Genomic DNA, 20,319 nt, shown 5'->3' with positions numbered 1-20,319 from the left:
TTTGTCTCCAATGGAAATCGCCGCCTGCCTGGCCTATGCCCTCTCTGTATGGCTTGCCGCGCGCAATAACATGCACACCTGGTGGACGGGGATTATCGGCTGTGTGCTGTATGGCTGGGTGTTTTACTCGGTGCAACTGTACGCGGACGTCACCCTGCAAGTGTTCTTTATTGCCAGCAGTATTGCCGGGTGGGTCAATTGGCTGAAAGGGAATCATGGCAGTGAACTGGCGGTGCGCAAAACGCCGATCGGTCGGCTGTTGCCCATGCTGGCTGGCGCGTTGCTGGTGGCGGGCGGTTATGCGTGGTTGCTGCACCGTTTTACCAACGCGTGGTCGCCGTGGCTGGATTCCGCCATCATGGTGTTCAGCGTGCTTGCGCAGTTCATGCTGATGGGGCGCAGGCTCGAGAGCTGGTATTTCTGGCTACTGGTCAACACCATTGCCGTACCGCTTTATGCGGCGCGCGATCTCTGGCTGACCGCCGGGTTGTATCTCGTTTTTTGGTGTAACGCATGGCACGGTCTGTACCAGTGGCGCAAGGCGCTGGTCGCGCGATGACACGTTTCGCCAGTGGACTGGTGGTGGGGAAGTTCGCCCCGCTGCATTGTGGTCATGAGCGGCTGATCAATGCCGCGCTGGCCCAGTGTGACCGCGTCTGGCTGATTAGCTATTCGCAACCGGAAATGCCGGGTTGTGAGCCAGAAAAACGCGAACGCTGGCTGCGGGAGCGGTTTCCGCAATGTGAAATCGTTGTTCTGACCCCGGAGCGCGTTGCAAGCTGGGGGCTCGGTGCGTTGCCGCATAACGATGCTCCCGGTGACCAGCATCGGCATTATATGGCCGACCTCTGTTTGCAGGTTCTGAACTGCTGCCCACAAGCGGTCTTCACCGCTGAAGATTACGGCGACGGTTTTGCCCGTGTGCTCAGTGAACGTTTTGCTCAGCCTGTGGTGCATGTACGCTTACAGCGTGAGCAGGGCGCACAGGCACCTTCCGGCACGCTGATCCGGAGCGATGTCCACCGTTGGCGGCAGATGCTCTCGCCCAGTGTCTATCGGGATTTTGTTCAACGCATTTGCCTGCTGGGAGGTGAATCCACCGGTAAAAGCACTCTGAGCGCAGCCCTGGCGCAGGCGCTGGAGACGGTTTACGTGGCGGAATATGGCCGGGAGCGCTGGGAAGGAAAGGGCGGTGAACTGGCGTACGATGATTTGCTGATTATTGCGCAGACACAGGTAAGGCGTGAAGACGCGGCGCTAGCGGCCCGTTGGCTGGTATGCGATACCTCGCCACTCACGACGTTGTTCTATACGCTGGAGATGTTCGGCAAGGCGCCGGATGAGCTATACACACTGGCAGAGCGGCACTATCACTGGGTGGTGCTGTGTGAAGATGATTTTCCTTTTGTGCAGGACGGCACGCGGCAGGATGAAACGTTCCGCCAGCGGCAGCAGGCATGGTACGTTGACCAATTGACACAGCGCGGCATCCCTTTTCTTCGCGTGCGGGGTTCGGTAAACCAGCGCGTGGCACAAATCCTTACGGCTCTTCGCGGCTAACACGCTTATTTTTCGCCACTATCATTGCTGCTCTCGACCTTCCCTGACTTCCGGTTTATTGTGTGAGTTCATGCCTACTGTAAACCTGGAGAATACACGCGTGTTTCAGAAAGTTGACGCCTACGCTGGCGACCCGATCCTCTCTCTTATGGAGCGGTTTAAAGACGATCCGCGTAGCGACAAAGTTAACCTCAGTATCGGGCTCTATTACAACGAAGACGGCATCATTCCACGCTTGCAGGCTGTCGCCGAAGCAGAAGCGCGCCTCAATGCGCAGCCGCACGGCGCGTCTCTGTACCTGCCGATGGAAGGGTTGAACAGTTACCGTATGGCGATTGCGCCGCTGCTGTTTGGCGCGGACCATCCCGTGCTGGAACAAAAACGTGTTGCGACAGTACAGACGTTGGGCGGTTCCGGTGCGCTGAAAGTGGGTGCAGATTTTCTGAAACGTTACTTCCCCGACTCGGGCGTATGGGTGAGCGATCCGACCTGGGAAAACCACGTTGCCATTTTTGAAGGTGCCGGTTTTGTAGTAAGTACTTACCCCTGGTACGACAATGAAACCAATGGCGTGCGTTTCTCTGCTTTCCTGGAAAAACTGAATACGCTGCCGGCACAAAGTATCGTTCTGCTCCATCCTTGCTGCCATAACCCGACCGGCGCGGATTTAACCAACGCGCAATGGGATGATGTGGTTGAGGTTGTGAAAGCACGCAATCTGATCCCCTTCCTTGATATCGCGTATCAGGGCTTTGGCGCAGGCATGGAAGAAGATGCCTACGCGATTCGCGCAATGGCCCGTGCCGGGTTGCCAGTGTTGGTCAGCAACTCCTTCTCCAAGATTTTCTCCCTGTATGGCGAGCGTGTCGGTGGCCTCTCCATTGTGTGTGAAGACGCAGCTGCCGCCGATCGCGTACTCGGTCAGTTAAAAGCCACCGTTCGCCGTAACTACTCCAGCCCGCCGAATTTTGGTGCGCAGTTGGTAGCGACCGTGCTGGGCGATGCGGGGTTGAAAGCCTCATGGCTGGCGGAAGTGGAAACGATGCGCACCCGCATTCTGGCAATGCGCCAGGAACTGGTAAAGGTTCTGAAAGAGGCGGTACCGGGCGGTAATTTTGATTATCTGATCAAGCAACGCGGCATGTTCAGCTATACCGGTCTGAGCGCACAGCAGGTAGAAAGATTGCGTGAAGAGTTCGGTATTTACCTGGTGGCCAGCGGGCGTATTTGTGTTGCCGGTCTGAATAGTCGCAATGTGCATCGTGTCGCGCAGGCTTTTGCATCAGTGATGTAAGTACTTGCTCACATTTTCATCCTGATCCCCTGCTTTTCAGCAGGGGGTTATTCCCCCGTATTCTCTTATTCTATGGCTAATCCGCAGAAAATCCTTTGTTTCACCTGCCGCTGGGGTTATGGTCGGGTAGATTTTTGACCGTTCGCACCATTTATAAAACATAACGAGCTGATAATTTAGGGATAAATATGCGAAAGTTCACACTTGCCCTTGGCGCTGCCTGTCTGTGGTTTACGCTGGGAGGCGCTGCGGTTTATGCCTCCGCCCCCACACCCTCTTCTGATGGCACCAATGTGGCCAAACTGGCGGAACAGGCACCCATTCACTGGGTTTCCGTCGCACAAATTGAACGTTCGCTGGTTGAACGCCCACCAATGGCGGTAGGGTTTGATATTGATGATACCGTGCTGTTTTCCAGCCCTGGTTTCTGGCGCGGGAAGAAAACCTGGTCGCCAGACAGCGAAGCGTATCTGCATAACCCGGCATTCTGGGAAAAGATGAATAACGGATGGGATGAGTTCAGTATTCCCAAAGAGGTGGCGCGGCAGCTTATCGCCATGCATGTGAAGCGCGGCGACAGCATCTGGTTCATCACCGGACGCAGCCAGACAAAAACCGAAACCGTCAGCAAAATCCTGCAGGACGATTTTCTGATCCCGGCGGCGAATATGAATCCGGTGATTTTCGCCGGTGACCAGCCCGGGCAAAATAGCAAAACGCAGTGGCTGAAGGCGAAGCAGATCCGCATCTTCTATGGTGACTCAGATAGCGACATCACGGCCGCTCGCGAAAGCGAAGCACGGCCGATCCGCGTATTACGTGCCTCCAACTCAACGTATCGCCCGCTACCGCAGGCGGGAGCAATGGGTGAAGAGGTGATCGTCGATTCCGAATATTAGCCGGGGTTTACCTTTCGGCGCTATGCTGCACACTTAAGCAACATCATCTTTTCGGCTAAGGAGCAGTGAATGTGGTATCAACAAACTATTACGCTTGGCGCAAAGGCGCGCGGGTTTCACCTGGTCACGGAGGAAGTGCTCGGGCAAATCCGCGATCTTTCCCGTGTGCGGATCGGTTTGTTGCATCTATTGCTTCAGCATACTTCGGCCTCTCTCACGCTGAATGAAAACTGCGACCCGACTGTGCGTTACGACATGGAACAGCACTTTCTGGACAGTGTGCCGGATAACGCCCCCTATAAGCATGATTATGAAGGGCCGGATGATATGCCATCGCATATCAAGTCTTCTCTGCTTGGCGTATCACTATTACTGCCTGTGCAAAACGGGCGGGTACAGTTAGGTACCTGGCAGGGGATCTGGCTGGGGGAGCACCGCATTCACGGCGGCGCGCGGAACATTATCGCCACGCTACAAGGGGAGTAGCGCCGTTCTCCCGGTAATTACTGCTTCTATCGTCAGGATTTGTAACGATCGCCGTTTTTTTCATCAATACACTACGCTTAAATAAGTCAACCGGGCCGATCGGACGATCCATCGCAACACGACGAGGAGAATCAACGTGACAATTTCGGAGTTACTGCAATATTGCATGGCGAAGGCGGGCGCTGAACAGAGCGTACATAGCGACTGGAAGGCGACGCAAATCAAGGTCGCCGATGTGCTGTTTGCGATGGTGAAGGAAGTTGAGGGTCGCCCTGCGGCGTCGCTAAAAACCAGTCCGGAACTGGCGGAACTGTTGCGTGAACAGCATCAGGATGTACGCCCCAGCCGCCACCTGAATAAAGCGCACTGGAGCACGGTGTATCTGGATGGTTCGTTACCGGACTCGCAGATTTACTATCTGGTGGATGCGTCCTACCAACAGGCGATGGAACGGGTGCCGGAACAGGTCCGGCACCAGCTGTCAGTGTGACGATTTCAGCATCGGCTTAAGAAACCGCGCCGTGTGTGAGGCTTCGCATTCGGCAACGGTTTCCGGTGTGCCGGAGACGAGGATTTCGCCGCCACCGCTGCCGCCTTCCGGGCCGAGATCGACTATCCAGTCCGCAGTTTTAATCACGTCCAGGTTATGCTCAATGACCACAATGGTATTGCCCTGATCGCGCAATTGGTGCAGCACGTCCAGTAACTGCTGGATATCGGCGAAATGCAGGCCGGTAGTGGGTTCGTCGAGAATATAGAGCGTCTGCCCGGTTCCGCGTTTTGACAGCTCACGCGCCAGTTTCACACGCTGGGCTTCGCCGCCGGAGAGCGTGGTCGCTGACTGACCAAGACGGATATAGGTCAGCCCAACATCCATCAGCGTTTGCAGCTTACGCGCCAGCGCGGGCACGGCATCAAAGAACTCACGTGCTTCTTCGATGGTCATATCCAACACTTCATGGATAGTTTTGCCCTTGTATTTGATCTCCAGCGTTTCGCGGTTGTAGCGTTTGCCTTTGCACTGGTCGCACGGCACGTAAATATCCGGCAGGAAGTGCATCTCTACTTTGATCACCCCGTCACCCTGACAGGCTTCACAGCGGCCGCCGCGCACGTTAAAACTGAAGCGCCCTGGCGTATAGCCGCGCGAGCGGGATTCTGGCACGCCGGCAAACAGTTCACGCACCGGCGTGAATACGCCGGTATAGGTCGCCGGGTTGGAACGCGGCGTACGGCCTATCGGACTTTGGTCAATATCGATCACTTTATCGAAATGCTCCAGCCCGTGGATATCGCGGTATGGCGCTGGCTCGGCAATCGTCGCACCGTTTAGCTGGCGCTGCGCGATGGGGAACAGTGTATCGTTGATCAGTGTGGATTTACCCGAACCGGACACGCCGGTAATACAGGTAAAGAGACCGACCGGCAGCGTCAGCGTCACGTCTTTCAGGTTGTTGCCGCGTGCGCCGGTGAGTTTCAGTACTTTGCTCGGATCGGCCGGAACACGCCGTTTCGGGATATCAATTTTGCGTTTGCCGCTCATGTATTGCCCGGTCAGCGACTCCGGCACTGCCATAATCGCGTCCAGCGTGCCTTCCGCCACAACCTGACCGCCATGTACACCCGCGCCCGGCCCAATATCGATCACATGATCCGCTGCGCGAATGGCGTCTTCGTCATGTTCGACGACAATCACCGTGTTACCCAGATTACGCAGATGGATTAATGTGCCAAGCAGGCGCTCGTTATCGCGCTGGTGCAGACCGATTGAGGGTTCATCCAGCACATACATCACACCTACCAGACCTGCGCCAATCTGGCTTGCGAGACGGATACGCTGTGCTTCGCCGCCGGAGAGTGTTTCAGCAGAGCGTGACAGCGTCAGGTAGTTCAGTCCGACGTTAACAAGGAATTTCAGGCGGTCGCCGATCTCTTTCAGCACTTTTTCGGCAATTTTTGCCCGCTGACCAGAGAGTTTCAGGTTGTTGAAGAAGTCCATCGCATGACCGATGCTCATATCCGAGATGGTCGGCAGCGGCGTGTTTTCAACGAAGACATGGCGCGCTTCGCGGCGCAGACGGGTGCCCTCGCAGGCGGCGCATGGACGGTTGCTGATAAACTTCGCCAGTTCCTCGCGCACCGCGCTGGATTCCGTCTCTTTATAGCGGCGCTCCATATTATGCAGCACGCCTTCAAACGGATGACGGCGCACCGAGGTGTCACCGCGATCGTTCATGTATTTGAACTCAATCGATTCTTTACCCGAACCGGAGAGGATCACTTTCTGCACGCTGGCGCTCAGGCTTTCCCATGGCGCTTCAACGTCGAATTTATAGTGTTCCGCCAGTGACTTCAGCATCTGGAAATAGTAAAAATTGCGGCGATCCCAGCCGCGGATTGCACCGCCAGCCAGCGACAGTTCCGGGTTCTGAATCACGCGGTCCGGGTCGAAATATTGCTGCACGCCCAGACCGTCACAGGTCGGGCAAGCCCCGGCCGGGTTGTTGAAGGAAAACAGGCGCGGTTCCAGCTCGCGCATGCTGTAGCCGCAAATGGGGCAAGCGAAGTTGGCGGAGAACAACAGCTCCTCGGCGTTGGCATCGTCCATATCGGCAACCACCGCCGTGCCACCGGAAAGCTCCAGTGCGGTTTCAAACGATTCCGCCAGGCGCTGGGCCAGATCGCTGCGGACTTTAAAACGGTCAATCACCACTTCAATGGTGTGTTTCTTTTGCAGCTCCAGTTTCGGCGGATCGGAGAGGTCGCAGACTTCGCCATCAATACGCGCCCGGATATAGCCCTGGCTGGCGAGGTTTTCCAGCGTTTTGGTGTGTTCGCCTTTACGCTCTTTTATCACCGGAGCCAGCAGCATCAGGCGTTTGCCTTCCGGTTGCGACAGCACGTTATCGACCATCTGGCTGACGGTTTGCGCCGCCAGCGGCACATCGTGATCCGGGCAGCGCGGTTCGCCTACACGCGCGAAGAGCAGACGCAGATAATCGTGAATTTCAGTGATGGTCCCGACGGTGGAGCGCGGGTTATGCGAGGTCGATTTTTGTTCGATGGAAATAGCCGGCGACAGCCCTTCAATATGGTCGACGTCCGGTTTTTCCATCAACGACAGAAACTGGCGGGCGTAGGCGGAAAGCGATTCAACATAGCGGCGCTGCCCCTCCGCGTAAAGCGTGTCGAAAGCCAGTGAGGACTTGCCAGACCCCGACAGCCCGGTGACAACGATCAGTTTGTCGCGAGGGATGACGAGGTTGATGTTTTTGAGATTGTGGGTGCGGGCGCCCCGAACTTCTATCTTATCCAATCCATTCACCTTTTACCCGGAGGAACGCTATTTTGCCTGGTATGTTTGAAGGACAACCGGCGGTCAGAAACGGCTAATTATGACACAATTTAACCTGAATGAATATACAGTATTTGCATGCATCCTGGCAGCGAATATGTAAAAATGCGCTGCCGCGAGAGATCTCTGGAACCTGCTTCGCAGCTATCAATAAGCCATATGGAAATGGTACACTCGCGCGTTTACACTACTAAGAAACGTTTTCAGGAGACACGATCATGGCCAGCAGAGGCGTAAACAAGGTGATTCTCGTCGGTAATCTGGGCCAGGACCCGGAAGTACGCTATATGCCGAGTGGTGGCGCAGTGGCCAACATTACGCTGGCTACTTCCGAATCCTGGCGTGATAAGCAGACCGGCGAAATGAAAGAGCAGACCGAATGGCACCGCGTTGTGCTGTTTGGCAAACTGGCAGAAGTCGCTGGTGAATACCTGCGTAAAGGCTCTCAGGTTTATATCGAAGGCCAACTGCGTACCCGCAAATGGACCGATCAATCCGGTCAGGAAAAATACACGACTGAAGTCGTTGTGAACGTTGGCGGCACCATGCAAATGCTGGGCGGACGTCAGGGTGGCGGCGCACCGGCAGGCGGCGGCCAGCAGCAGGGCGGTTGGGGCCAGCCTCAGCAACCGCAGGGCGGCAACCAGTTCAGCGGCGGCGCGCAGTCCCGCCCGCAACAGCAGTCTGCTCCGGCGCCGTCTAACGAACCGCCGATGGACTTCGACGACGATATCCCGTTCTGATTTTTCTTCATCAGAAAACAAAAAACCCCGCAATGCGGGGTTTTTATTGTTCAGCGGCTGAACATTACTTCGACACATCCGCACCGAAATATTTCTGAGAAATACGTTCGTAGGTGCCGTCGGCCTTGATCTCTTCCAGCGCTTTATCAATCGCGGCTTTCAGTTCCGGATTGTTTTTACGGATCAACACGCCAGATTTTTCAGCATTGTCTTCGGTGGCCACGATTTTCACCGGCGCAGACGGTTTGTGTTTTTTGAAGTCCAGGTAAGAGAGGTTATCGTTGATGGTCGCATCGGCACGGCCCTGCACCACCAGATCGATAGACTGGTTAAAGCCATCGGTCGGCACAATTTCCGCGCCATATTTACGGGCGATCTGTGCGTAGTTACTGGTCAGTGAATGGGCGGATTTCTTGCCTTTCAGATCGTCAAAGCTCTTGATGCTGCTGTTTTTGTCATTCACGATCAGCACCGCTTTAGAGGCGATGTACGGCTCAGAGAAGTCATATTTTTTCTGGCGCGCTTCAGTAATGCCGACCTGGTTAATGACCGCGTCGTAGCGATTTGCATCGATACCGGCGATCAGACCATCCCATTTACCTTCAACAAACTGCGCTTTCACTTTCAGGCGCTTGGCCACTTCCTGGCCGATTTCAACGTCAAAGCCTTCCAGCGTGCCGGACGCGTTATGGAACGTGAACGGAGGATAGGTGCCTTCGGTACCAATTTTCAGAACCCCGGCGGACTGGATTTTTGCCAGGTCGTCCTGCGCCAGCGCCGCGTGGGCGAAACCAAGCTGCATAACCCCTGCAATAACGAGTGTTGCGAGTGCTTTCATCTAAATCTACCCCAAGTGATTGTTATTGGTTCGCCCCGATCTCCGGGAGCGCAGTGCTTAAAGAGGCGATAAATTCCGCAGTACGCGGTTTTTTCGCGTGTGAAAAGAGGTCGTTGGCGGTACCGGATTCCACAATTTCCCCAGCTTCAAGAAACACCACCTGACTGGCGATATTGGCCGCCAGGCGCAGGTCGTGCGTCGCCATAATCATTGTTGTGCCTTCCTGCGCCAGCTGGCGCAGAACCGCCACCACCTCGCCGGAAAGTTCCGGGTCGAGCGCAGACGTGGGTTCATCACAGAGCAACACCGCCGGTGACGGCGCAAGCGCACGGGCAATGGCCACACGCTGCTGCTGCCCGCCGGATAACGTATTCGGCAGAGCGTCACGTTTGTGCAGCATGCCTACTTTCGTCAGCAACGCTTCACCACGCTGACGCGCACGGTCGCGATCCCATTTGTGCACGGTGATCAGCCCTTCGGTGATATTTTCCAGAACCGTCATATGCGGAAACAGTGCGAAGTTCTGGAACACCATCCCCGTCTGACGGCTGATGCGGCGAATATCCTGGCCTTTAATGCGCGCGTCCGGCGAAAAGGTGATGCTCTCTTTGCCAATGGTTAGCGCCCCGGCCTGAGGGATCTCCAGTAAGTTAATACAACGCAATAACGTACTTTTGCCGCTGCCGGACGGGCCAATCAGCGTGGTTACCGTGCCTTCTTCAATGGTTAAATTGATATTTTTCAGGACACGATGACCATCAAAACTCTTATCAAGGTTGGAGAGCGTTATCATTGACGGCTCCTTTAGGTGTCGTGCCCGCTAATTTCTGTTCAAGTTTGTTCTGCAAATGCGATAACACGGAACTGAAGAACAAATAAATGACGGCCGCTTCGCTATACAGAATCAGCGGTTCATAAGTCACAGCCGCAATTTGCTGCGCGGACAGGAACATTTCCGGCACCGTGATCACCGACGCCAGCGAAGTATCTTTCACCAGCGAAATAAAGGTATTGGAAAGCGGCGGCACCGCAATGCGTGCGGCCTGCGGCAGGATAATACGGCGTAATGACTGCGCCCAGGTCATGCTGATGGCGTGGGCGGCTTCCCACTGCGACTTCGGTACGGCCAACAGCGTAGCGCGGATCACTTCGGAGGTATAAGCCCCGATGTTAACGGTGAAACCAATCACCGCGGCCGGGAAGGCATCGATCGTAATGCCCGCGCTGGGCAGTGCGTAGAAGATCAAAAACAGCTGCACCAGCAAAGGCGTACCGCGGATCAACCAGACATAAAACCGGACCACCGGTTTCAAAAATCCCGGCCCGTACAGGCGCAATAATGCAATCACAAACCCCAGGGTCAGGCCGAGAACAAACGAGCTGAGGGTGAGGGGAATAGTGAATTTCAGACCTGCGGAAAGCATGGGCCAGAATGAATCAATTGCTAAGGGTAACCATGTTGGCACTGCGCACCTTCCGGACAGAGCGTGTTGCCAGAAAAATGCTGGCAGAATGTGAATATATATTAGCCCAGTTAATAATTCTGGCACCGTATTAGAGCGGATTATATGCCTTGAACCGAACGCGAAAACAAATATATCCGAATAACGTTATGCAGAAATGAGCTAAGCAATGCTTTTTTGATACATAGGCGCTTTTACGCTGCTTCCACTCTCGCTTTCGTTGCACCTTTTACCTCTTTTTTCCCCTTTATCTGCACCAAAATGACGCCCATGCACAGTGCGTGATTTTTGATCAACCCATCTCTATCCCCATTTTTTCAGTGAGTTACAGGCTGGCATTTTTCTTGCAGTTCCATTTAGTGAAACTGAAGTCCCATTTTATGAGACCTTGCCATGTCCATTTTAGAAACGACAGCCAGCATTCTTAAATTGATGGTGGATCTGCAACGCGGCATCCGCATCAGCGATGTAATTACCCATCTTGGGATGCCAAAAAGCACGGCTTCCCGTGTGATGAGCCAGCTTGAGTCCTATGGCTATCTCGAAAAAGACGGCGGGCAGGGCACTTTTCTGCCCGGTCCGTTGCTGATGTCGGCATCCCATCTGGTGAGTCGCCACATCACCCTCAGTGACCATGTTGACGCTGCGCTGCGCAGCCTGTGTGAACGCACCGGTTACACCGGCTATATCTCCATGCTGGATAACCAGGAAATCCTCGTATTGCGAGTGATTCATGGTCGCCAGGCGCTACCGGTGGTGACCTGGCCGGGTTCTCGTTCCCCTGCATGGGGAACATCGACCGGCCGGGCGCTGCTGGCGCGCTTCACGGACACGCAACTGCACGACTTTTTTGCCAGCCCGCTGGTGGTCTCGCAGCTCAGCGGTACGCCGCACGATGTCAGCATGCTGGTGGCGGCGGTTGCCCGCGCCCGGGATGCAGGTTACGCAACGGCAGTGAACGAATCGGTCGCCGATACGGCTTCCGTCAGTTGTGCCGTTGGCGACCCGGCCACCCACGAAGCCGTGGCGTTCTGCCTCTCTTTTCCCCAACAGCTTGCCACCCCTGAAGAGTTGCAACGGATAGCGACATTACTGAAAGAGACTGCCCTCACCATTGCCGGAAAAACCGGCGACACGCAGGTGATCGGTCCGCTTTGATTTTTTTCCTTTTGCCAATGCCAGGAGAATAACCGTGAGTCAAATCGCCCCTTCCGAAACGTTGCCAGCGCACAGCGAGAGCCATCCGCGTGCTTTTGCGCCTGCCACGTTGTTGCTGTTATTGGTATTAAGTATCTTCGGCGCCGTGATTGGCGTGCAGTTACTGACGACCCTTGGTGTGACGCCGAATACCGCCATCATCGGCGCGATGGCGGCCATGATCATTGCCCGTATTCCATTACAGTGCTTTGCCCGTTTCCGCTCCATCCATATTCAAAACCTGGCGCAAAGCGCGACCTCCGCCGCCACATTTGGCGCCGCGAACTCCTTGCTTCTGCCTATCTCTATTCCCTGGCTGTTTGGCCATAACGAAATGGTGATGCCGATGTTTATCGGTGTGGCGCTGGCCATGCTGCTGGACGGTTGGCTGCTGTACCGTTTGTTTAATACCCGTATCTTTCCGGCAGAAGGGGCATGGCCACCGGGTATTGCGGCGGCGGAATCCATTAAAGCCGGTGATCAGGGCGGTAAACAGGCGGCATTGCTCGGTACAGGTATTGTGATTGGTGCGATTGGCTCGTGGTTCAAGTTTCCAATGGCGGCGTTGGGTACGGCGTTTATCGGCAATATTTGGGCGCTTGGCATGCTGGGTGTCGGTTTCTTATTGCGTGGTTACTCCGCACCGCTGTTCGGCATTGATATCAATAAACTCTATATTCCCCATGGCGTTATGGCGGGCGCAGGCGTTGTGGCGTTGTTCCAGATTATCCGCTTGATCCGCCAGAGCAACCGCGACAAAGCGGAGCGACATCAGGATGATGAAGCGCTGTCGTCGGCGCAGAATGCACAAATTGGCCAAACCATTCGTTTTGGCGCACTCGGTTTTATGGCCATTTCCGTGCTCATTGCGCTGGGCAGTGGTTTATATGCCCATCTTTCTTTGCCGTGGCTGGTGGCGTTTATGGTCTATGCCGCGTTTGCTGCTTTTCTGCATGAAATGATCGTCGGTCTCGCCGCGATGCACTCCGGCTGGTTCCCGGCGTTTGCCGTCGCATTAATCACTCTGCTTATCGGTATTTTGATGGGCTTCCCACCGGAAGCGCTGGCGATGCTGTGCGGTTTTTCCGCCGCCACCGGCCCGGCGTTTGCTGATATGGGGTATGACCTGAAAGCGGGTTGGATCCTGCGCGGTAAAGGCGAGCACACCCGTTTTGAACTGGAAGGACGTCGCCAGCAGTTGCTTGCCGCAATGCTGGCCTTTGTGGTGGCAATGCCCGTGGTGTTGTTTATTTTCCGCGACTATTTCGCGCAGGGACTGGTGCCGCCGGTGGCGAAAGTCTATGTCGCGGCGATCAACGCCGGGGTGTCACTGGATATTGCGAAATCACTGCTGATCTGGGCGATCCCTGGGGCCATTATTCAGCTGATAGGCGGTCCTGGTCGTCAGATGGGAGTGCTGCTGGCTACGGGTCTGTTAATCAACAACCCACTGGCGGGCTGGGCGGTACTGATCGGGATTGCTATTCGCGCCATCGTTTTGCGTGCGGGTGGCGAAGCGATGCGTAACAAAATCGAGGTGTTGGCGGCGGGATTGATCGCCGGTGATGCCTTGTTCAGTTTCTTTAATTCCGTCCTGCCGGGTGGCAAAAAGTAATCACGCAACATCAGAGAAAATAGTATGAGCTTACAACAAACATTACAGGTCTTTGCGTTACTCGACAGCGCATACGCCAGCGGCGATAAGGTGAAAGCCCTACTGGCCGAATACCGCAATATCGCGGTGAGTGTGAAAGCGGTCAGTGGCCCGAAAGGCAGCACCGACTTCGTTAAAATCGTGATTCCGGGTACACAAGGGAAACGCAGCGGCGGCAGTGCGCCGACGCTAGGGATCGTTGGTCGTCTTGGCGGCATTGGCGCACGTCCGGGGCGCATAGGTCTGGTGTCCGATGCTGACGGCGCAGTGGCTGCCGTCGCCAGTGCGTTGAAGCTGGCGGAAATGCAGCGTCAGGGCGATAGCCTGCCGGGCGATGTCATTGTCACGACGCATATCTGCCCGGATGCACCGACGCGCCCGCATGAGCCGGTCGATTTTATGGACTCGCCGGTGGAAACCGAAGACATGAACGAGCAGGAAGTCTCGGATGAAATGGATGCCGTGCTCTCTATCGACACCACCAAAGGCAACCGCATCATCAACCATAAAGGTTTTGCCATTTCGCCAACGGTAAAACAGGGCTATATCCTGCGTGTGTCAGACGATCTGCTGCGGGTGATGGAGATGACCACCGGGCAATTGCCTGTCACTTTCCCGATCACCACCCAGGACATTACCCCCTATGGCAACGGTGTTTACCATCTCAACAGCATTCTGCAACCGTCGATTGCTACCGATGCGCCTGTGGTCGGTGTGGCGATCACGGCGGTGAGCGCAGTGCCGGGCTGCGGCACCGGCGCGAGCCATGAAACGGATATTGCGCTGGCGTGCAAATTTGCGGTTGAAGTGGCCAAAGAGTTTACCCGCGGCACCTGCCAGTTCTTCGATAGCGCAGAGTACCAGCGCCTGCTCGACCTGTATGGTTCGCTGGCGCATTTGCAAAAACGTCAGCCTGGGGTGTGAGATGGCTATTCGCACAATGGGCACCTTGACCATTGGTCAGGCGCCGCGCAGCGATATCACACCGATACTTGATGCCGCCTTGCCTTCCCATGTGAGGTGTCTGCATGCCGGTGTGCTTGATGGGCTTGATGACGCTACCATCGCGGCGCGTTTTTCGCCGCAAGCGGGCGACGCCCTCCTGACGTCACGCCTGCTGGACGGGCGCGCCGTGGTGATGGGCAAACCCGCTGTTGGTGCCGCGTTGCAGCAAAAGATCGTCGATCTGGAAGCACAAGGCTGCGAGATGATCGCTATTCTCTGTACCGGTGAGTTTCACGGCCTGCACAGCCAAAAAGCCTGGTTGATCGAGCCGGATCGGATCCTGCCGCCAGCGTTGAACGCGCTGGTCGGGGATCGCCGGGCCGGGATCCTCGTGCCGCTCGAATCACAAATCACCAGTGAGCTGGAGAAATGGCGCGGTGTGCACCAGCCCCCCGTATTTGCTATCGCTTCGCCCTATACTGCCAGCGAAGAAGAGGTGGCAAAGGCCGCCCGTTCGCTTGAAGCGCAGGGCGCGGAAGTGATCCTGACTGATTGTATGGGCTATACCGGTTGGCATCAGGCGATTTGTGCGCGCCATACGGCGCTGCCGGTGGTGTTGTCCAATAAATTGTTGGCCGATCTGCTGCGTAACCTGCTGTAGCGGTAAAAGGAGACTGTGATGGATTTACTGTTGTTGAGTAACTCGGTGCTGCCGGGTTCCGGATATCTGGAATATGCCCTCCCACTGCTGAAAACGCAGTTTGGCGGGCGTCGTAAGGTGGTGTTTATCCCCTTTGCTGGCGTAACACAAAGCTGGGATGCCTATACCGATAAGGTGCGGCTTGCGCTGGCGGAACTGGATCTGTCGATCACGGGTGTGCATACCGTTGATGACGCGCCTGCGGCCATTGCCGCAGCAGACGTTGTGATGGTCGGTGGCGGCAATACGTTTCATTTGCTGAAACAGTGCCGTGAACGCGGGCTACTCGACCCGATCCGCCAGGCGGTGAAGAACGGGGCGTTGTATGTTGGCTGGAGCGCCGGGGCAAATCTGGCCTGTCCGACGATACGCACCACTAACGATATGCCGATTATCGACCCGGGCGGACTGGATGCGCTGAACCTGGTGCCATTGCAGATCAACCCGCATTTTACAAATGCGTTGCCTGCCGGGCATCAGGGAGAGACGCGTGAGCAGCGTATCCGCGAACTGCTGGTGGTTGCGCCGGAACTGAACGTGATCGGTCTACCGGAAGGGGGATGGATCACCGTGCAGAACGGCCATGCACAGTTGGGTGGCGACAGGCCAGCGTTATTGTTTAAGGCCAATGAAGAGGCGATTACACTGGCTGCGGGTTACCGCTTTTTCTGAGGGATACACCCTGGTGGGGATCATTCGGGTATTAACCCATGGCGATGCGCATTTCATTGAGGAGCATGGACGTCTGATTCCGCTGGAGTATGTAGGGTATTGCATCGATCAGCCGCAACATTGATGAGCAGTGCGGCGAGCCTGTTTGCCAGCCAACGGGGTTAATACAGCTGGCCCGGAAACGGGCCTGCTGTGCTGTAATGCGTTTATTCTTTGCATTTAACAGCCTTCTTTTTACCCCATCAAAAATAATCCCAGCAATAAATTTATTTTTCCCGATATGGATTGAAGGCCGAAAAAATATATCATGCGTTGGTGTTCTGTTGGCTGAATCGAATAACCAGACAACCGCGAAAATAATAGGGAAATAAGTATTTTACTGATTTCAAATATATTATTTCTCATAATGAAAAATGGGACTATTCTTATCTTTCATTACATCTCAGTTTCAACTATATCCAGATAATATTAATTACATTGCCAGTGTTAGTGGACTCACAGCCGCGTATACATTGTTGTCTATTGTCATTTCCGGTATTGAAGTCGCCTGAAGACAGGTTTGTTCCCGGAATATTCGCCTCTGTCAGTAAGGAACTCGTATGGTTAACCGGATAACCGTCCTGTTGTCCGCCGGGAGTGATTCGCTCTTATTCTGGATGTTAACAGGAGAGGAGAAACTCTCAGCGCCATTTCGTTTTCAGGTGGATCTGTTAAGTAAAGATTTCACCCTTGATCGGCAAAAATTGCTCGGTCAGAACATGACGGTGGTCATTCCGGGTCAATCAGGTGCTGAGCGTTACCTTTCTGGCAAAGTGACCGCTGTTGCCGTTCGTTCCGAAGAGTTGGACGGTACGCGCTACGCTGTTTATCAAACCACGCTGGAACCGGATTTCTGGCCCATGATGCGCGACCGCAACTTTCGCATCTTCCAACAGCAGCGCGTACCGGACATCGCCAAAACGCTGTTTACAGAATACAACGTTAACATCGAAGACAAGCTTACCCGCAGCTATCGGCAATGGGATTATTGCGTGCAATACGCAGAGAGCAGTTTCCATTTTCTGAGCCGTCTGCTGGAGCTTGAAGGTATCAGCTATTTTTTCCGTCACCATAAAGACGGTCACACGCTGGTGCTGATGGATGATTACTCTCAGGCGGAAGCGTTCCCTGGCTATGAGACCCTTCCCTGGCATGCGCAGGCGAGCGGCGGGGCGGTGAGCGAGGAGGGTATCAGCCAGTTACTGGCGCGGCATGTGGTCACGCCTGGCCTGTACAGCACGGACGACTATGATTTTCGAAAACCGCACGCATGGATGCTACAAACGCTGCAAAACCCGGTCTCGCCAACACCAGGGCGCATTGACGTTTATGACTGGCCGGGGCGTTTCGTTGAACATGGCGATGGTGAATCGTATGCCCGTATTCGCCAGCAGTCATGGCAGGCGGAGCAGCAGCAAACCCAGGGAACGGCTACCGCAACCGGCATTGCGCCGGGGCACACTTTTACGCTGATCAATGCGCCCCATTATGCCGACAACGCGAAATGGCTGGTGGTCGGCGCACATTACGCATTCGAAGAAAACCAGTATGCATCTGGTGATACGGGCGAGGCAAAACACCGCATTGACTTTACTGTGATCCCCGCAGCGACACCGTTTCGCCCGCCGGTGACGACCGACTGGCCTCGCACGTACGGGCCGCAGACCGCCCGTGTGGTAGGGCCGAAAGGAGAGTCCATCTGGACAGATAAATACGGGCGCGTAAAGGTGAAATTCCACTGGGATCGCGAAAGTCAGGGGGATGAAAACAGCTCCTGCTGGGTGCGTGTCTCCAGTGCCTGGGCAGGTCAGGGTTACGGTGGCGTGCAGATCCCGCGTGTGGGCGATGAAGTGGTGGTGGATTTTATCAACGGCGAGCCGGACAGGCCGATCATCATTGGCCGGGTCTATAACGAAGCCAGCATGCCGCCGTGGGAGTTGCCTGCTGCGGCAACGCAGATGGGCTTTATGAGCCGTTCGAAGGATGGCTCGCCGGATAATGCCAACGCCCTCCGTTTTGAGGATAAACCCGGTGAAGAGCAATTTTGGCTGCATGCCGAGCGCAACATGGATACCGAAGTCGAGAACGACGAAACCCATGATGTGGGCAGTAACCGGACGAAAACCGTCGGCAAAGACGAGACCAGCCATATCAAGCAAAACCGCACCCGCACCGTCGACGGCAATGAAACGGTCACGATTGGTCAGGATCGCAGTAAAACCATTAACGGCAATGAGACCACCACGGTGCAGCAAAACCGCACCGAAAGCGTGAAGGGCAATGAAACCCTCAGCGTGGATCAAAACCGCGATGAAACCATTACCGGCAATCACACCACCACGGTGAAAAGCAATAACACCGGTACGGTCGAAGGCAATCAGACACTGACAGTGGTGCAGGATCGCAGTCGTACCGTTCAGGGCAATGAAACGGTCAGCGTTCAGCAGAACCGGACCGTGAATGTCACCGGCAACCAGACGCTTGATGTCATCGGCAACCGCAATGTGACGGTGCACAGCAGTGAAGTGCGCACGGTGACGCAAAAGCAGGATGTCAGCATTGGTGCCGGGCGCACATTGAGCATTACCGGCGGCGATACACGTTTTACGCAAGGAAGCGTGGCGGATAGCGCCACGGATACGTTCCGCATCAATGTGGGGGAAAGCGGCATTCTGATCGGTAACGGCAGCGTGGAAATTACCGCAGGCGGATCGACCATCACCATTAATGCCGCCGGCGTTATGGTGAATGGCAAAAAAATTGAGCTTAACGCCTGACGGGGAATGTGAATGAGCACCGCGAAAAACCCCACCGAAAAAGTGATGACCGACCTGGAGTTAAGCTGGCTGGATGCCAGTGAGCACTCAGCACAGACCCGCCTGTTTATCTGGCGGATCCCGGCGGGAGGAGAATCGCTGTTGGACGGTTTTATCGCGCTGCAACAGCACCCGGAAGGACGCACGCTGCCGGATCTGTTTCTTGGGCTGACAACGCCTTTTGAAACCGGCTTCGGTTACAGCGAGGCACTGGGCCGTGAATTTGTTGAACATTATGAGGCCACGCCAGATGCCGCAGAGTGGCAGGCGGAACCCTATCTACCGTGTTACTCCCCTGCACAGTTGCGCCAGTTGCTACAAGGGTTCGCCGACCGGTTTGCAGAAGATCTTCGCTACCTGGTGCTGGTGCTCAAACCTTCCGCCGTAAGCGACGACAGCGCATTAACACGCTGGCTTAACGGCTGGCTGGAACAGGGTGAACCCTCGCCGCGATTGCTGTTGATTGATACCGTTGAACAGCCGGTGTGGCAACCGCTGCTTGATGCACATCCCCATGAGGTTCAGCTGATAGTCGATGACATTGATGGCATGAAGGTGATGCACCAGACCGCACAGCAACAGACCGATCCCGATGGCGATCGTTTGCTGTTTCGCCGCTACCTGGCGGATACGATGCTGCTGCTGGAAAAAGGCACTGCCGCGCAAGTAGCTACGCGCGGCGACCTCGCGCTGGCGATTGCCCGGCAACGCGGCTGGGCCGATCAGCAGGCGATGATGCATAACCTGATAGCGGGCGGTTGGCTGAAGGGCAATGATCCTGCACAGGCGGTCGCGCACTACCGACAAGCACAGGATATCTCCGGTGAGATTGCCGAGCCAACGCTGAAAGGACAGTTGCGCACACAGAGTACGTTTGGCGAAGCCGGTGCGTGGTTTGCAAAGAAAGAGTATCTCCAGGCGGCGAAACGTTACCGTCAGGCCGCGCTGGAGGCGCAGGCGATCCCTCACCCGGTCTTTGAAATGGAAGGCTGGCGCATGTCTGGCTTTTGCCTCTGGCTGGCCGGGCATCGTCCAACGGCGATGGAGGAGTACGCCCGTGCGGTGAAGGCGGCGGAAAGCGTTCCTTTACCCGAACGCGGGCAAACCACGCTGCCGCTGGTGTTTCAGGATTTACTGCGTATACATGACAAACGGCGTACCGAGGCCATTGAAGCCTGTGCCGCGCGCTGGCAACGCGAGAAACGCGATTTAATCCAACAGACGGAAGCGCGATTGCCCGCGCAGCCGGGTATTGAACAGGTGAAACAGGCGGAAAGCCGTCTGCAATTACAGCTTGAAGCCATGTTTACCGTGATCCGTGAAGAGCGGGAGAATCTTATTCGCCGCGGAGATGAAAGTTTTCGACGCGTTATCCGGCTGGCGCGGGAGAAACTGCACCCGCACTGGAATGGTTTGCCGGATATCGCCCACCCCTTTGATGCCCCACCCGGTGAGTGGCAAAGCCTGCCCGCATGGGGGGAAACCGACGTATTGTTATCTGAATCTGCAGGAAGCAACCCCTTATGAAGACCCGTATTATTATCATTGTTGTTGTGACGCTGCTCGCGCTGCTGTTTTTGAGTCTCTCCGATAGCGATCTCGCCACCGAGATCCGTACCTTCCTGCGCGCGCTATTGCGGGCTATGTTCTGAGGCGCG

19 protein-coding genes are annotated in these 20,319 nt (G+C 55.5%); 15 read left to right on the top strand and 4 right to left on the bottom strand.

The features are described from left to right. The first annotated feature begins 1 nt into the window (after position 1). The 6 genes from pnuC to ABGA49_RS11510 all read left to right on the top strand — a co-directional run bounded on the left by pnuC (position 2) and on the right by ABGA49_RS11510 (position 4,729). Positions 2-559 carry a nicotinamide riboside transporter PnuC gene (gene pnuC / locus ABGA49_RS11535; protein ID WP_170933831.1) on the top strand — a complete coding sequence of 186 codons (558 nt, stop codon included), beginning with the start codon at positions 2-4 and terminating at the stop codon, positions 557-559. Then, complete coding sequence (locus ABGA49_RS11530) at positions 556-1,560, top strand: AAA family ATPase (protein WP_347665594.1); 1,005 nt, start codon at positions 556-558, stop codon at positions 1,558-1,560. Before pnuC ends, ABGA49_RS11530 begins: the two co-directional genes overlap by 4 nt. 100 nt (positions 1,561-1,660) lie before the next feature. After that, complete coding sequence (tyrB, locus tag ABGA49_RS11525; RefSeq protein ID WP_061498809.1) at positions 1,661-2,854, top strand: aromatic amino acid transaminase; 1,194 nt, start codon at positions 1,661-1,663, stop codon at positions 2,852-2,854. 188 nt (positions 2,855-3,042) lie between these two features. Next, a complete protein-coding gene (gene aphA, locus ABGA49_RS11520) occupies positions 3,043-3,753 on the top strand; it encodes an acid phosphatase AphA (RefSeq protein ID WP_347665576.1) in 711 nt (236 codons plus the stop codon). Positions 3,754-3,822: 69 nt separating this feature from the next. Further along, complete coding sequence (locus ABGA49_RS11515; protein ID WP_061498803.1) at positions 3,823-4,239, top strand: secondary thiamine-phosphate synthase enzyme YjbQ; 417 nt, start codon at positions 3,823-3,825, stop codon at positions 4,237-4,239. Between the two features lie 136 nt (positions 4,240-4,375). Further along, positions 4,376-4,729 (top strand): MmcQ/YjbR family DNA-binding protein, encoded by a 354-nt coding sequence (locus ABGA49_RS11510; RefSeq protein ID WP_088237231.1) that lies wholly within the window; start codon positions 4,376-4,378, stop codon positions 4,727-4,729. Here ABGA49_RS11510 and uvrA read toward each other — a convergent pair. Then, positions 4,721-7,555: an excinuclease ABC subunit UvrA gene (gene uvrA, locus ABGA49_RS11505; RefSeq protein WP_061498797.1), complete on the bottom strand. Its 2,835-nt coding sequence runs from the start codon at positions 7,553-7,555 to the stop codon at positions 4,721-4,723. The genes ABGA49_RS11510 and uvrA overlap by 9 nt on opposite strands. Before the next feature lie 257 nt (positions 7,556-7,812). Between uvrA and ssb1 the strand changes: the two genes are divergently transcribed. Then, positions 7,813-8,337 carry a single-stranded DNA-binding protein SSB1 gene (gene ssb1 / locus ABGA49_RS11500; RefSeq protein ID WP_061498794.1) on the top strand — a complete coding sequence of 175 codons (525 nt, stop codon included), beginning with the start codon at positions 7,813-7,815 and terminating at the stop codon, positions 8,335-8,337. A gap of 64 nt (positions 8,338-8,401) precedes the next feature. On the opposite strand, the gene ABGA49_RS11495 is transcribed toward ssb1, so the two are convergent. From ABGA49_RS11495 to ABGA49_RS11485, 3 genes are read right to left on the bottom strand one after another with little or no spacing between them, the layout of a single operon-like run. Continuing rightward, the gene (locus ABGA49_RS11495) at positions 8,402-9,175 is read right to left on the bottom strand and encodes an amino acid ABC transporter substrate-binding protein (RefSeq protein WP_061498791.1); all 774 of its coding nucleotides are present in this window, start codon (positions 9,173-9,175) and stop codon (positions 8,402-8,404) included. A 22-nt stretch (positions 9,176-9,197) separates the two neighbouring features. Next, positions 9,198-9,968 (bottom strand): amino acid ABC transporter ATP-binding protein, encoded by a 771-nt coding sequence (locus tag ABGA49_RS11490; RefSeq protein ID WP_061498788.1) that lies wholly within the window; start codon positions 9,966-9,968, stop codon positions 9,198-9,200. Then, positions 9,946-10,641 carry an amino acid ABC transporter permease gene (locus tag ABGA49_RS11485; RefSeq protein ID WP_071890636.1) on the bottom strand — a complete coding sequence of 232 codons (696 nt, stop codon included), beginning with the start codon at positions 10,639-10,641 and terminating at the stop codon, positions 9,946-9,948. Before ABGA49_RS11485 ends, ABGA49_RS11490 begins: the two co-directional genes overlap by 23 nt. A 390-nt stretch (positions 10,642-11,031) precedes the next feature. Between ABGA49_RS11485 and ABGA49_RS11480 the strand changes: the two genes are divergently transcribed. The 8 genes from ABGA49_RS11480 (at position 11,032) to ABGA49_RS11445 (ending at position 20,313) form a co-directional block, all read left to right on the top strand. Then, on the top strand, positions 11,032-11,796 hold the full coding sequence (locus tag ABGA49_RS11480) for an IclR family transcriptional regulator (RefSeq protein WP_347665575.1): 765 nt from the start codon (positions 11,032-11,034) through the stop codon (positions 11,794-11,796). Positions 11,797-11,857: 61 nt separating this feature from the next. After that, complete coding sequence (locus tag ABGA49_RS11475; RefSeq protein ID WP_088237422.1) at positions 11,858-13,450, top strand: OPT/YSL family transporter; 1,593 nt, start codon at positions 11,858-11,860, stop codon at positions 13,448-13,450. Positions 13,451-13,474: 24 nt separating this feature from the next. Beyond that, a complete protein-coding gene (locus tag ABGA49_RS11470; RefSeq protein WP_347665574.1) occupies positions 13,475-14,413 on the top strand; it encodes a DUF1177 domain-containing protein in 939 nt (312 codons plus the stop codon). A gap of 1 nt (position 14,414) precedes the next feature. Further along, positions 14,415-15,095 carry an AroM family protein gene (locus ABGA49_RS11465; RefSeq protein ID WP_082794193.1) on the top strand — a complete coding sequence of 227 codons (681 nt, stop codon included), beginning with the start codon at positions 14,415-14,417 and terminating at the stop codon, positions 15,093-15,095. 18 nt (positions 15,096-15,113) lie between these two features. Continuing rightward, on the top strand, positions 15,114-15,806 hold the full coding sequence (gene pepE / locus ABGA49_RS11460) for a dipeptidase PepE (RefSeq protein ID WP_061498774.1): 693 nt from the start codon (positions 15,114-15,116) through the stop codon (positions 15,804-15,806). Between the two features lie 599 nt (positions 15,807-16,405). After that, positions 16,406-18,622 carry a type VI secretion system tip protein TssI/VgrG gene (gene tssI / locus ABGA49_RS11455; RefSeq protein WP_347665573.1) on the top strand — a complete coding sequence of 739 codons (2,217 nt, stop codon included), beginning with the start codon at positions 16,406-16,408 and terminating at the stop codon, positions 18,620-18,622. A 12-nt stretch (positions 18,623-18,634) separates the two neighbouring features. After that, the gene (locus ABGA49_RS11450) at positions 18,635-20,188 is read left to right on the top strand and encodes a hypothetical protein (RefSeq protein WP_347665572.1); all 1,554 of its coding nucleotides are present in this window, start codon (positions 18,635-18,637) and stop codon (positions 20,186-20,188) included. Continuing rightward, positions 20,185-20,313: a hypothetical protein gene (locus ABGA49_RS11445; protein WP_088237235.1), complete on the top strand. Its 129-nt coding sequence runs from the start codon at positions 20,185-20,187 to the stop codon at positions 20,311-20,313. Before ABGA49_RS11450 ends, ABGA49_RS11445 begins: the two co-directional genes overlap by 4 nt. Positions 20,314-20,319: the final 6 nt, after the last annotated feature.

The organism is Kosakonia sp. WA-90, assembly GCF_039871955.1.
Lineage (GTDB): Bacteria > Pseudomonadota > Gammaproteobacteria > Enterobacterales > Enterobacteriaceae > Kosakonia > Kosakonia oryzendophytica.
This window is presented reverse-complemented; position numbering and strand designations above follow the sequence as displayed.

What these genes read in the sequence shown, in the direction of transcription:
- ABGA49_RS11445 (WP_088237235.1), top strand. Translation starts at nt 20,185, where the DNA reads ATGAAGACCCGTATTATTATCATTGTTGTTGTGACGCTGCTCGCGCTG.
- ABGA49_RS11465 (WP_082794193.1), top strand. Translation starts at nt 14,415, where the DNA reads ATGGCTATTCGCACAATGGGCACCTTGACCATTGGTCAGGCGCCGCGC.
- ABGA49_RS11480 (WP_347665575.1), top strand. Translation starts at nt 11,032, where the DNA reads ATGTCCATTTTAGAAACGACAGCCAGCATTCTTAAATTGATGGTGGAT.
- ABGA49_RS11450 (WP_347665572.1), top strand. Translation starts at nt 18,635, where the DNA reads ATGAGCACCGCGAAAAACCCCACCGAAAAAGTGATGACCGACCTGGAG.
- aphA (WP_347665576.1), top strand. Translation starts at nt 3,043, where the DNA reads ATGCGAAAGTTCACACTTGCCCTTGGCGCTGCCTGTCTGTGGTTTACG.
- tssI (WP_347665573.1), top strand. Translation starts at nt 16,406, where the DNA reads ATGGTTAACCGGATAACCGTCCTGTTGTCCGCCGGGAGTGATTCGCTC.
- ABGA49_RS11495 (WP_061498791.1), bottom strand. Translation starts at nt 9,175, where the DNA reads ATGAAAGCACTCGCAACACTCGTTATTGCAGGGGTTATGCAGCTTGGT.
- ABGA49_RS11530 (WP_347665594.1), top strand. Translation starts at nt 556, where the DNA reads ATGACACGTTTCGCCAGTGGACTGGTGGTGGGGAAGTTCGCCCCGCTG.
- ABGA49_RS11470 (WP_347665574.1), top strand. Translation starts at nt 13,475, where the DNA reads ATGAGCTTACAACAAACATTACAGGTCTTTGCGTTACTCGACAGCGCA.
- ABGA49_RS11515 (WP_061498803.1), top strand. Translation starts at nt 3,823, where the DNA reads ATGTGGTATCAACAAACTATTACGCTTGGCGCAAAGGCGCGCGGGTTT.
- pepE (WP_061498774.1), top strand. Translation starts at nt 15,114, where the DNA reads ATGGATTTACTGTTGTTGAGTAACTCGGTGCTGCCGGGTTCCGGATAT.
- ssb1 (WP_061498794.1), top strand. Translation starts at nt 7,813, where the DNA reads ATGGCCAGCAGAGGCGTAAACAAGGTGATTCTCGTCGGTAATCTGGGC.
- ABGA49_RS11490 (WP_061498788.1), bottom strand. Translation starts at nt 9,968, where the DNA reads ATGATAACGCTCTCCAACCTTGATAAGAGTTTTGATGGTCATCGTGTC.